The organism is Paraburkholderia sp. GW821-FHT02A12, assembly GCF_059422005.1.
Window position 1 is genome coordinate 160,359 of record NZ_JBWKWA010000001.1, and the last position, 11,656, is coordinate 172,014.

Annotated in this window: 11 protein-coding genes; 2 read left to right on the top strand and 9 right to left on the bottom strand. The window is 62.8% G+C overall.

All coding sequences use genetic code 11. The features are described from left to right. Positions 1-89: 89 nt before the first annotated feature. Positions 90-1,400 (top strand): ATP-binding protein, encoded by a 1,311-nt coding sequence (locus AC07WT_RS00725; RefSeq protein WP_494945699.1) that lies wholly within the window; start codon positions 90-92, stop codon positions 1,398-1,400. After that, positions 1,397-1,939, top strand: a complete 543-nt coding sequence (locus AC07WT_RS00730; protein WP_492595319.1) for a response regulator transcription factor — start codon at positions 1,397-1,399, stop codon at positions 1,937-1,939. The genes AC07WT_RS00725 and AC07WT_RS00730 overlap by 4 nt, the downstream gene beginning before the upstream one ends. A 122-nt stretch (positions 1,940-2,061) precedes the next feature. Here AC07WT_RS00730 and hslU read toward each other — a convergent pair whose 3' ends face one another. From hslU to AC07WT_RS00775, 9 genes are all read right to left on the bottom strand, one after another. Next, the gene (gene hslU / locus AC07WT_RS00735) at positions 2,062-3,408 is read right to left on the bottom strand and encodes an ATP-dependent protease ATPase subunit HslU (RefSeq protein ID WP_492595320.1); all 1,347 of its coding nucleotides are present in this window, start codon (positions 3,406-3,408) and stop codon (positions 2,062-2,064) included. A gap of 9 nt (positions 3,409-3,417) precedes the next feature. Continuing rightward, positions 3,418-3,954: an ATP-dependent protease subunit HslV gene (hslV, locus tag AC07WT_RS00740; RefSeq protein WP_492595321.1), complete on the bottom strand. Its 537-nt coding sequence runs from the start codon at positions 3,952-3,954 to the stop codon at positions 3,418-3,420. Between the two features lie 392 nt (positions 3,955-4,346). Next, positions 4,347-4,766 (bottom strand): RNA polymerase-binding protein DksA, encoded by a 420-nt coding sequence (dksA, locus tag AC07WT_RS00745; RefSeq protein ID WP_006050516.1) that lies wholly within the window; start codon positions 4,764-4,766, stop codon positions 4,347-4,349. Between the two features lie 649 nt (positions 4,767-5,415). Continuing rightward, positions 5,416-6,504 carry a CobW family GTP-binding protein gene (locus tag AC07WT_RS00750; protein ID WP_494945700.1) on the bottom strand — a complete coding sequence of 363 codons (1,089 nt, stop codon included), beginning with the start codon at positions 6,502-6,504 and terminating at the stop codon, positions 5,416-5,418. Positions 6,505-6,726: 222 nt separating this feature from the next. Further along, positions 6,727-7,929: a class I SAM-dependent rRNA methyltransferase gene (locus AC07WT_RS00755; RefSeq protein WP_494945701.1), complete on the bottom strand. Its 1,203-nt coding sequence runs from the start codon at positions 7,927-7,929 to the stop codon at positions 6,727-6,729. Positions 7,930-8,014: 85 nt separating this feature from the next. Then, positions 8,015-8,938, bottom strand: a complete 924-nt coding sequence (gene xerC, locus AC07WT_RS00760; RefSeq protein WP_494945702.1) for a tyrosine recombinase XerC — start codon at positions 8,936-8,938, stop codon at positions 8,015-8,017. 54 nt (positions 8,939-8,992) lie between these two features. Beyond that, positions 8,993-9,718: a DUF484 family protein gene (locus AC07WT_RS00765; RefSeq protein ID WP_494945703.1), complete on the bottom strand. Its 726-nt coding sequence runs from the start codon at positions 9,716-9,718 to the stop codon at positions 8,993-8,995. Positions 9,719-9,802: 84 nt separating this feature from the next. Beyond that, positions 9,803-10,666: a diaminopimelate epimerase gene (dapF, locus tag AC07WT_RS00770; RefSeq protein WP_494945704.1), complete on the bottom strand. Its 864-nt coding sequence runs from the start codon at positions 10,664-10,666 to the stop codon at positions 9,803-9,805. Positions 10,667-10,749: 83 nt separating this feature from the next. Further along, the gene (locus AC07WT_RS00775; RefSeq protein WP_494945705.1) at positions 10,750-11,634 is read right to left on the bottom strand and encodes a lipid A biosynthesis lauroyl acyltransferase; all 885 of its coding nucleotides are present in this window, start codon (positions 11,632-11,634) and stop codon (positions 10,750-10,752) included. Positions 11,635-11,656 lie beyond the last annotated feature (22 nt).

Sequence of the window (11,656 nt, forward strand, 5' to 3'; positions counted from 1 at the left end):
GGCGCGTGCGGTGCTATCGCAAGAATTCCATATTACCGGCGCGGCGTCTCGCGGTGAGTCAGACAAGTCCGAACAGGTAAACTGACGTCATGCATCGAATAACCAACACCGGCCGGGTCAATCTCGGTCATCTGTTCTGGCTGCGCAGCCTCGCCATCATCGGCCAACTGGTGACGATCGCGTTCGTGCAGACCTTCATCGGCGTGCACCTGCCGTTGCCCGCGATGTTGCTCGTGATCTCGCTCGAAGTAATCTTCAACGGACTCACCTGGTGGCGCGTCTCGCAGCAACGGCCCGAGTCCAACCTCGAATTGTTCGGCCAGATCTGGGTCGATCTGGGCGCGTTGTCGGCGTTGCTGTTTCTGTCCGGCGGCACGACCAATCCGTTTGTGTCGCTGTATCTGCCGTCTCTCGCGATTGCCGCGGCCGTGTTGCCCTGGCAGCTGATGGCGTGGCTCGCGGCGTTCGCGGTGGCCTGCTATGCAGTGCTTGGTTTCGATTCGGTCCCGCTCAATCTCGATAACCCCGCCAACCTGTTCGATTACTATCGCGCGGGCATGTGGGTGAACTTCATGGTCAGCGTCGGCTTGATTGCATGGTTCGTGGCGCGTATGTCGCGAGCGCTGCGGCTACGTGACGCAGCGCTCGGCGACGCCCAGCAGCGCTTGCTGCACGACGAGCGCGCCGTCGCGCTCGGCGTGCAGGCCGCCACCGTCGCGCACGAAATCGGCACGCCGCTGTCTACCATTGCGATGCTGTCCGAAGAATTGCGCGACGCCGCGCGCACGGATCAGGGCCTCGCGCCCTATGCCGCCGATCTCGAACTGCTCGAACAGCAAATGGCGTTGTGTACCTCGGCGCTCGCGCGGCTGCGCAGCCGCGCATCGACGTCGAGCACTCGGCAACGGGTCGCCGAGTGGCTCGAGTCGTTCGGTGAACAATGGCGCTTGCGCCATCCGCATGTGAAATTCGAACGGCTCGGCGTGCCGCCTGCGGAGGTCAGCCTTGACGACACGGTTGCCGTCAGTCAGATTCTCACGATTTTGCTGGACAACGCAGCGCGTGCGAGCCGCGATCACGTGACGCTGGCATGCTGGCTTGCGAAGCAGGGCGACCTGATCGAATTCGAAGTATGCGACGCGGGCCCCGGCATTCCGCCGACGCTGCGCGGTTCGCTCGGCGTGATGCCGGTCGACAGTACGCAGGGCGGACACGGCGTGGGTCTTTACCTGGCGTTTTCTGCGGCAGCGCGTCTGGGCGGTTCGATCGAACTGACCGACGTCAGTGAGATCAAGCCGCGTGGTACGCGCGCAGTGCTGCGGCTGCCGCTCGCGGCACGCAAATTATCCGGCACGGGCCGTCGCGGCGCCGCGCCATCCAACACGGAGAAACAGGCATGAGCGATATGAATTTTCTGGTGATCGACGACGACGAGGTGTTCTCCGGCATCCTCGCCCGCGGTCTGACGCGGCGCGGCTACACGGTGGCCGAAGCACACAACGCGGACGAGGCGATCAAGCTCGCGAACCAGCAGAAGTTCGGCCAGATTACGGTGGACCTGCACCTCGGCAACGACTCGGGCCTCACGCTCGTCGCGCCGTTGCGCGACTTGCAGCCGGACGCGCGGATGCTGGTGCTGACCGGCTATGCGAGCATCGCCACTGCGGTGCAAGCGGTGAAGGACGGCGCGGATAACTATCTGGCGAAACCCGCCAACGTCGAAACGATTTTGTCAGCGCTGCAAAGCGAAGCGAGCGCATTGCAAGCTGAAGAGGCGATCGAGCATCCCACGCCGTTGTCGGTCGCGCGTCTCGAGTGGGAGCATATTCAACGCGTGCTCGCTGAGCACGGCGGCAACATTTCGGCGACCGCGCGCGCGTTGAACATGCATCGTCGAACGTTGCAGCGCAAGTTGGCCAAGCGGCCGGTCAAGCAGTAAGCGCTGGGTCGTTCGTCAGCAAGCCAGCAAGCAAAACGGGCTGCCTTTCGCAAGGCAGCCCGTTTTTTTACGCCTCACACAAGATGCGATGAGGCGCAGGTTTTAATGCGACATAAGCGACATCACAGCACGTAGCGCGAGAGGTCTTCGTCCTCCGCAACTTCATTCAGCGCGCGATCGACATATGCCGCGTCGATCTTGACTGTCGTGCCCGAATGATTGCCGGCCGAGAATGAGACTTCTTCGAGCAGCTTTTCGATCACCGTGTACAAGCGGCGTGCGCCGATATTCTCGGTTTTCTCGTTCACCGAAAATGCGATCTCCGCGAGACGGCGGATGCTGTCGTCGGCGAATTCGAGATGCACGTCTTCGGTTTCGAGCAGCGCCTGGTATTGCTTGACGAGGCTTGCATCGGTGGCGACCAGGATCGATTCGAAATCACCGACCGACAACGAATCCAGTTCGACCCGAATCGGGAAACGGCCTTGCAGCTCCGGAATCAGATCGCTCGGCTTCGCCAGATGAAACGCGCCGCTTGCGATGAACAGGATGTGATCGGTCTTCACCATGCCGTACTTGGTGCTGATCGTGGTGCCTTCGACGAGCGGCAACAGATCGCGCTGCACGCCCTGGCGCGACACCTCGCCGCCGCCCGCTTCGTTACGCGACGCGATCTTGTCGATCTCATCCAGAAACACGATGCCGTTCTGCTCGGCGTTCTGCACCGCCCTGGTTTTCACCTCTTCGTCGTTGAGCATCTTGCCGGCTTCTTCGTCGGTGAGGACTTTCAGCGCTTCCTTCACCTTCATCTTGCGGCGCGTTTTCTTGCCACCGCCGATGTTGGCGAACATCGAGCGGATCTGCTCGGTCATGTCTTCCATGCCCGGCGGCCCCATGATGTCCATGCCGACTTGCGGCTGTTCGACGTCGAGTTCGATTTCCTTGTCGTCGAGCAAGCCTTCGCGCAGGCGCTTGCGGAAGGTCTGACGCGTGGGGCTGCTTTCATCCACGGTGTCCGCGACGCTCGAGCTCGCGCCGAAACCGACCGGGCGCGCGGTGGGCAGCAGAATGTCGAGAATGCGGTCTTCGGCCTGATCTTCAGCCTTGCTTCGCACCTTGCGCATTTCCGTTTCGCGCGTCTGCTTGATCGAAATCTCCATCAGATCGCGCACGATGCTGTCGACGTCGCGGCCTACATAGCCGACTTCGGTGAACTTGGTGGCCTCGATCTTGATGAACGGCGCGTCGGCCAGTTTCGCCAGACGTCGCGCGATTTCGGTTTTGCCGACGCCGGTCGGTCCGATCATCAGAATGTTCTTCGGCGTGATTTCCTGACGCAGCGGTTCCTCGACTTGCTGACGGCGCCAGCGGTTGCGCAATGCCACCGCCACTGCTTTCTTCGCGCGGCCTTGGCCGATGATGTGCTTGTCGAGTTCCGAGACGATCTCGGCAGGGGTCATGGTGCTCATCGTGGGTCCTTACTCGATCGTCTCGATGACGCGGTTATGGTTCGTATAGATGCACATGTCGCCGGCAATCTCCAGCGACTTTTCCACGATTTCGCGCGGCGACAACTCGGTGTTGTCCATGAGCGCCTTCGCGGCGGCTTGCGCATAAGCGCCACCCGAACCGATTGCGCAGATGCCGCCTTCCGGGTCGAGCACGTCGCCGTTACCGGTGATGACGAGGGTGGTGGCGGCGTCGGCGGCGATCAGCATGGCTTCGAGTCGGCGCAGCATGCGGTCGGTGCGCCAGTCTTTCGCGAGTTCGACGGCCGCGCGCGTCAGATTGCCCTGATGTTTTTCCAGCTTCGCTTCGAAGCGGTCGAGCAGCGAGAAGGCGTCGGCCGTGCCGCCGGCGAAGCCGACCATCACCTTGCCGTTATAGATGCGCCGGACTTTTTTCGCGCCACCCTTCATGACAATGTTGCCCAGCGTCACCTGGCCGTCGCCGCCGAGCGCGACCTTGTCGCCGCGGCGCACGGAGACGATCGTCGTGCCGTGAAATTGCTCCATATGCGTTCCTCTTTGCAAAACGGGTAGGACGCGGCAGCGCAACGCTACCGCATGAATCCGGAAAGCGGACGGCGCGCGACGCGGAAAACCCAACCGGCCGGCGCGCGCTCGTACAACGCATGTCCGATTTATTTTAGGGCGTGCGCGGTCATATCAAGAGCCGGCAAACGGCATAAGACAAAAAACACGCGACCAGGACGGCGCACGGCAGAGGGGGAAGAGACGGAGGCAGCGCCGGCACGGCGTGGAACCACCGCTCGGCAAAGGATTGGCGCCGTGTTTCCAGCGAACGCTACAAAGCGTCGCGCAAAAGAAAAAGGCGCACAGCTCACCGTGCGCCTCTCGACGAAGCAGCGGAACAGGGCGCGGAGCCGAGGCCGCGCCGCAGGCGTTCAATCGCCGAACAGCTTCTGGCGCAGTTCGCGGCGTTCCTGCGCTTCGAGCGACAGGGTGGCCGTGGGCCGTGCGAGCAGACGCGGGATGCCGATCGGTTCGCCGGTTTCTTCGCACCAGCCGTAGTCGCCCGAATCGATGCGCGCGAGCGATTGCTGCACCTTCTTCAGCAGCTTGCGCTCGCGGTCGCGCGTGCGCAGTTCCAGCGCATGCTCTTCCTCGATCGTTGCGCGATCGGCCGGGTCCGGCACGATTACCGTTTCGCGCAGGTTCTCGGTCGTCTGGCCGGCATTGCGGAGAATCTCCGCCTGCAGCTGTTCGAGCTTGTTCTTGAAGAAAGCGAGCTGATCCTCATTCATGTAATCCTTGTCGCTCATCTTCAGGATTTCGGCTTCGGTCAAGAGTCGTTTCGTCGTCATCTGGCTTGCTTCTTCAATGTGAGGCAAAACTCTTACATAGTGCCCGCACTTTCGTGTTGCCCGCAGAGGCGCTTCGAAGACGCTCAATGAGCGCAGGGCGAACACGGACGGTGGACTGTCGTGACACCGAAGCGCCGGGCGTCGATACGCCGAGCGCCTACGCGCTGGGCGCCGCTCGCCAATGCGGGGCCGAACTCCTCTGGAAACCGATTCTCAAGTGCTCCTGAGGCAGTGCTTACCGGCAGCGCACCCGTTCAGGCTGTGCCAGCCGGCATTGTCGGCGTGTTTCCGGACAAGATTTTCCGGCGCCATTTCGGGCCCGGCGCGGGATACGCGCTGACCGGGCAATTCGTTGTCATTCTCCAGTGGGCACGTATTGTAACTGAATCACAATCCTGCACCGCAACTGGTGGAAATCCCGCTGCAGCGCGCTGATATCCCGAAAATATAACGCGCGGACGACCAAAAAGCGATGGTCGTGCACGCTTTAATACAGCAGGGTTTTCACGCGCTTTTCATACGCAGGACTTTTCAGCAGCCTTTCGGCCGTGTCCAGCGCATTCGGCAGACGATTGACGTGGCGCCCATGTCGTCGAAAGCCCCCGCGGCTGAACGGAGCGGCACGGCACGTGCCGCCGCCGCTCGCGCCTTACGCCAGACAGGCGTTCAGACCGTCGGTGATCAGGTCTTGCGGCAGTTCGATGCCGATGAACACCATCTTGTTGGTCTTTTTCTCGATCGGCTGCCATTTCGCGGCCAGATCGCTGCCCATCATCTGATGCACGCCCTGGAAGACGACCTTGCGATCGACGCCCTTCATGTACAGCACGCCCTTGTAGCGCAACAGACGCTCGCCATAGATCTGCAGAATGCCGCCGAGGAAGTCTTCGAGCTTGTTCGGGTCGAACGCGCGGTCGCTGCGGTAGACGAACGATTTGATCTTGTCGTCGTGGTGGGCGTGGCGATGATTCGCGTGATCGTGGCCTTCGTGATCGCAATGGCCGTGGTCGTGATTGCAGTTTTCGTGATCGTCGTGGGTATGGCCATGCTCGTCATGCGCGTGAGCATGGCTGTGCGCGTGTTCGTCTTCGGCGAGGAAGTCCGGATCGATCTCGAGCTTCGAATTCAGGTTGAAGCCGCGCAGGTCGAAGATTTCCTTGATGTCCGCCTCGCCGAAATTGACGACCTTGATCGCCGCCTTCGGATTCATGTGCAGGAGGCGATGGCGCAGATCGGCCACGTGCTGTTCGTCGACCAGATCGGCCTTCGTGACGAACAGGCGGTCGGCGAAACCGACCTGGCGCTGCACCACTTCGTGCTCGTCCAACTGCTGATTCGCGTGCTTCGCGTCGACCAGCGTGATGATCGCGTCGAGCAGGAATTCGTCGGCGATCTGGTTATCCATGAAGAACGTCTGCGCGACCGGGCCCGGATTCGCGAGACCGGTGGTTTCGATCACGACGCGGTCGAAATCCAGCTTGCCGGACTGTTTCTGCTCCGCCAGATCGCCCAGCACGCGCGCGAGGTCGCCGCGGATCGTGCAGCAGATGCAGCCGTTGCTCATCTGGATGATCTGCTCGCTCGTGTCATGCACGAGGATTTCGTTGTCGATGTTTTCTTCGCCGAACTCGTTTTCGATCACGGCGATCTTCATGCCGTGCTTTTCATTCAGGATGCGCTTGAGCAGGGTGGTTTTGCCGCTGCCGAGAAAGCCGGTCAGGATAGTGACGGGAATCATATGGGTCGCCTGTATGTACGTGAATCTGTGCGTAATCGGGTGCGTATCGGGTGCGTAATCGGGGGCTCAAGCGGGTGCGTACACCGGGCGGCGGCCTCGTGGCGCGCGGCCCGGTCTAGCCGGCTATTGAAACATATCTGTTAAGCCGGCGCTGGCGGTGAGGTTCGAACCCGCGTTTGCCCACGCCGCCAGCGCGGGAAATAACTCTGAAACTATGGGCGATCAGGCGATTTGCAACAATAGGCCTTTCAGGTATTCGCCTTCCGGGAATGCGGTGAGCAACGGATGGTCGACCCCCGCGCCGAGCCGCTTGAGAATCCGCGCATCCACGCGCGCGTCGGCGGCGGCGCTCGAGACGATCTTCTGGAACAGTTCGGAGTCGATCGCGCCGGAGCACGAATAGGTGAACAGCAGGCCGCGCGGGCGCAGCAGCTTCAGGCCGGTCAGGTTGATGTCCTTGTAGGCGCGCGATGCACGGTCCACATGTTCACGCGACGGCGCGAATTTCGGCGGATCGAGCACGATCAGGTCGAAGCGTTCGCCGTCGTCGTAAAGACGGCGCAAGGTCTTGAACGCGTCGGCGTCGAGCCACGTGGCGCGCTCGGCATCGAAACCGTTGGCCGCGACGTTCTGCTGCGCGAGCGCCAAAGCCTCGCCCGACGAATCGATCGACACCACGCGTTTGGCGCCGCCCTTGAGCGCTGCCAGCGAGAAGCCGCCGGTGTAGCAGAAGCAGTTCAGCACGTCGCGATCCTGCGCGAGCTGCTGCACCAGCAGGCGATTGTCGCGCTGATCGACGTAGAAGCCGGTCTTGTGGCCGTTGCGCACGTCGACGTGATAACGCACGCCGTTTTCGCTCGAAATCAGCTTTTCCGACGGCGCTTCGCCCGCCAGCACGCCGGTGATCTGTTCGAGCCCTTCCTTCTGGCGGATCGACACGTCCGAGCGTTCGTAGACGTTCGGGCAGCCCGTCGCGCCGGTCAGCGCCGCGACGATCGCTTCCTTCCACGCCTCGACGCCTGCCGCCATGAACTGGCAGACGAGCTGGCTGCGCTGGCCTTCGTCTTCGGCGACGTAGTGGTCGACGATCAGGCCGGGCAGGCCGTCGGCTTCGCCGAAAATCAGCCGCACGGCGCCGGTGTCGTGCACCATCGTCTGACGATGTGCGAGCGCGCGTTGCACGCGGCGCTTGAAGAACGCGTGATCGATCGGCTCGGTTTCGTCGAAGCTCCACACGCGGGCGCGGATCTGCGAATGCGGGCTGTAGGCGGCGCGCGCGAGGAAACGCCCGTCGTGCGCGCGCACCAGCACGGTGGCGCCGGCCGCGGGATTGCCGTCGACGCGATCGATCGCATTGGCATAAACCCACGGATGGCGGCGCAGCAGCGACTTTTCTTTCGACGGTTTGAGCGTAACGGTATTCATCAGGGTGTCAGCAGAGCAAAGGGCCGCGTGCGTGGTGCACACGGCGGTGAAGCGAAGGTGAAGACCGCAACCGCTAAAAGCGGAATCAGCCGCGTTTTTTGGCGCGCGGATGCGCCTGATCGTAGACGTGCGCGAGGTGCTGGAAATCGAGCGCGGTGTAGGCCTGAGTGGCGGTGATGCTGGCGTGGCCGAGCAGTTCCTGCACCGCACGCAGGTCGCCGCTCGATTGCAGCACATGCGTGGCGAACGAATGCCGCAACACGTGCGGATGCACGTTGGCGGGAATGCCGGCGACCAGCGCCGCGCGCTTCACCCGGTCACGCACCACGTTCGGCGACAGACGATTGCCGCGTGCCGACAGGAACAGCGGATGCGGATCGTGCTTCACCATCTGGTCGCGCACCTCGAGCCATGCGCTCAACGCCTCGAGCGCCTTGCTGCCGACCGGCACGATGCGGCGCCGGTTGCCTTTGCCGAGCACTTCGACTTCTGCGGAATCGAGCTTGAGCCAGCCCGCGGAGCGGTAGCCGTCGGCATCGGCGAAACGGGCGTCGAGGCCGACCAGTTCGGACAGGCGCAGGCCCGACGAGTAGAACAGCTCCAGCATCGCGTGATCGCGCAAACCCTCGAGCGTGGCGGCGGGCGGGCTTTCCATCAGACGCGTTGCGTCGTCGACGGAAAGCGCTTTGGGCAATGTCCTGGCCTGTTTCGGCGCGCGTACTGTGGCGACCGGGTTGGCCGGCAAGTCGACGCGGCCCGCGAACCAGCGATAAAACGCGCGCCACACCGAGAGCCGATGGCTGATCGAGCGCGCCGTCAGCCCACCCGCGTGCGCGCGGGAAACGGCGCCGCGAATATCCACGGCGGTGAGGCTTTCGAGCGGCCGGCCTCTCGCCAGCAGCTTCAGTTCCGCGAGTTCGTGGGTGTAGCCGCGCAGCGTATGTGCCGATAGCCGCCGCTCGTGTTCGAGATTCGACAGATAGGCGGCGATCGGGTCGGCTTCGGTCACGATGGGCGGCGTTTGGGCGGATCGGCGTGGAATCGGCCTGGAATCGGCGCGCGATCAGCGCGGCAGCAGACGGCTCAGCGCCGCGCTTGCCAAGGCGGCGATCTGCGTCAGGAAATCGGTGGCCATGCCGTCATGGAAGCGGCGCGGATCGGCTGAGCCCATCACCAGCAGGCCGAAGGTGGGCGCTTCTTCCTTGCCTTCGGGGTCGCGCAGCGCGAGCAGCGCGATCGACTCGGTGACGTGTACGGATCCGCTTGCGTTATCGGCCGCCGGCGATGCGTCGTCCGCGACCGCCGACACTGCCGGCGCCAGCCAATGTGCCGCTTCGAAGCCGGTGTTCGCGCCGCAATACGGCGTGGTGAGACTGTTCGCGAAGATTCGCACTTCCTCGCCGACGTGGCGCGCGAAGTCGGCCTGAGTGTACGGTTCGGCAATGTCCCACACACGCAGCGTGGCTTGAGGCACATCGAAAATCTCGCGCAAGCCGTTGGCGATCGTGCGCGGCAGCGCATACGGATCGCGCTCGGCCATCACGCGGATGGTCCAGCGATTGAATTTCGACGCGATGCTGTCGTTCTCGTGGCCATAGCGCAGCAGCTCGGCGAGACGCCGTTCGAGCAGTTTGTTCTTGTCGCGCAGCATTTCCATTTGCCGCTCCTGCAGCGACACCGCGGCTTTGCCGTGCGGGTTCGCAAGCCGGATGGTCGCGATCATTTCCGCGTGTTCGGCGAAGAATTCGGGATTGGCGAGCAGATATTCGGCGACTTCGCGATCGTTCATGGTTTCGGCTAAAGGACTACGGGACGACGCCTTCGGGCGACGCATCGGTCAATGGGTTGAGTGGGCCGTGGGCTGGTTAGCCGGTTAATCGGCCAGTTCGATTTCGCCTTCGAAAACGGTTGCCGCAGGGCCGGCCATCAGGAGCGGCGCGCCTTCCTGCGTGCTGTCCCACGAAATCGTCAGCTTGCCGCCGTGCGTGTGCACGAGGACCGGCGCATCGAGCAGCCCGCGGCGGATGCCGGCGGCCACCGCCGCGCAAGCGCCCGTGCCGCACGCCAGCGTTTCGCCTGCGCCGCGCTCGTAGACGCGCAGTTTGATTTCGCTACGGCCGACAATTTGCATGAAGCCCGCGTTCACTCGCTGCGGGAAACGTGCATGCCGCTCGATCACCGGGCCGTCGGTCAGCACCGGGAAATCTTCGACGTCGTCCACCACCTGCACTGCGTGCGGATTGCCCATCGACACTGCCGAGATCCAGCGTGTCGCGCCGTTCACCTCGAGCGGCCAAAGCGTATCGGCGCCTTCGCCTCGGCCTTCGAGACCCTTGGTGGCGAACGGCACACGCTCCGAGTCGAACACCGGCGTGCCCATGTCGACCAGCACCTCGCCGTTCTCCTGCATGGTCAGCGTGATGGTGCCGTTCTGAACCTGCACGCGCACGCTGCGCTTGTCGGTCAAGCCGGTATCGCGCACGAACTTGACGAAGCAGCGCGCGCCATTGCCGCAATGCTCGACCTCGCCGCCGTCGCAATTGAAGATGCGATAGCGGAAGTCGGCGCCTTCGAGCGTGGGCTTTTCGACCAGCAGCAACTGGTCGGCGCCGACGCCGAAATGCCGGTCCGCGAGCGCGCGCACCTGTTCCGGCCTCAGGTTGACCGGTTGGGTGTAGCCGTCGAGCACGACGAAGTCATTGCCCGCGCCGTGCATTTTGGTGAATTTCAGTTTCATCACGCTATTGTAAGTGACGCGCCGGCAGGTGAGCCGAACGCCGCGCTATTTCAGCGTTTCGGCGCTTTTTCGACGCGATGTGTTCAGTACACGCTCGGCTGACCCGGCGGCCGGGTCTTGAAGCGCTTGTGAACCCAGTAATACTGCTCGGGGATGTGGGGAATCTGTTCTTCGAGGAAGGCGTTCATGCGACGCGCATCGATATCGTCGTCGCCGGAGGGGTAGTTGTCCCACGGCTTGAATACCTTCAACCGGTAGCCTTTGTAGTTCGGCAGCACTTCGCCGATGAATGGCACCACTTGCGCTTGTCCGACCTTGGCGAGCCGTCCGACGGCCGTCAGCGTGCATGCCTGTACGCCAAAGAACGGCACGAACGTCGAGTTGCGCATGCCGTAGTCCATGTCGGCGCCGAGCATGACGGGCTTGTGATCGCGTAGCCAGCGAAGCACGATGCGCGCGCTGTCAGCGCGGCTTGCCATATCCGCGCCGAAGCGGCCGCGCGCGGCTATCGCTACGTCGTCGAGCACCTTGTTGGACATCGGCTGATAGAGCGCGCCGCACTGCCGGCGCAGTGCGTGATTAATGAACACGGAGCCTGCCTCGATACCGACGAAATGCGCGCCAAGCAACAAGGTGGGCGGCATGTCGGGATCCAGCAGGTCGATCTCGCTATCCACCTGTACGAGCTTTTCGAGCTTCTTCGCAGAGCCGAACCACTGCACACTGCGCTCCACATAACTGCGGATTGCATGGCGGAAGTGTTTTTGCGCGATCTCTGCGCGGTGCTCCTCGCTCCATTCCGGGAAACACAAGGTCAGATTGATGTGAACGATGCGCTTACGGTTGCTGGGGATCTGATAGAGCAGCCAGCCAAGCCCGTCGCCCATTCTTGCAACGAGGCCGTACGGCAGCAGCGCTAAAAATTTCAGCAGCCCAATGGCTAGGTGGGCACCAATACGACTCAGCATGCCGCCCCTCCGTGTGGGGCGT

Coding starts and splice junctions, on each gene's coding strand:
- AC07WT_RS00725 (WP_494945699.1), top strand. CDS start 90: ATGCATCGAATAACCAACACCGGCCGGGTCAATCTCGGTCATCTGTTC.
- AC07WT_RS00730 (WP_492595319.1), top strand. CDS start 1,397: ATGAGCGATATGAATTTTCTGGTGATCGACGACGACGAGGTGTTCTCC.
- hslU (WP_492595320.1), bottom strand. CDS start 3,408: ATGAGCACCATGACCCCTGCCGAGATCGTCTCGGAACTCGACAAGCAC.
- hslV (WP_492595321.1), bottom strand. CDS start 3,954: ATGGAGCAATTTCACGGCACGACGATCGTCTCCGTGCGCCGCGGCGAC.
- dksA (WP_006050516.1), bottom strand. CDS start 4,766: ATGACGACGAAACGACTCTTGACCGAAGCCGAAATCCTGAAGATGAGC.
- AC07WT_RS00750 (WP_494945700.1), bottom strand. CDS start 6,504: ATGATTCCCGTCACTATCCTGACCGGCTTTCTCGGCAGCGGCAAAACC.
- AC07WT_RS00755 (WP_494945701.1), bottom strand. CDS start 7,929: ATGAATACCGTTACGCTCAAACCGTCGAAAGAAAAGTCGCTGCTGCGC.
- AC07WT_RS00765 (WP_494945703.1), bottom strand. CDS start 9,718: ATGAACGATCGCGAAGTCGCCGAATATCTGCTCGCCAATCCCGAATTC.
- dapF (WP_494945704.1), bottom strand. CDS start 10,666: ATGAAACTGAAATTCACCAAAATGCACGGCGCGGGCAATGACTTCGTC.
- AC07WT_RS00775 (WP_494945705.1), bottom strand. CDS start 11,634: ATGCTGAGTCGTATTGGTGCCCACCTAGCCATTGGGCTGCTGAAATTT.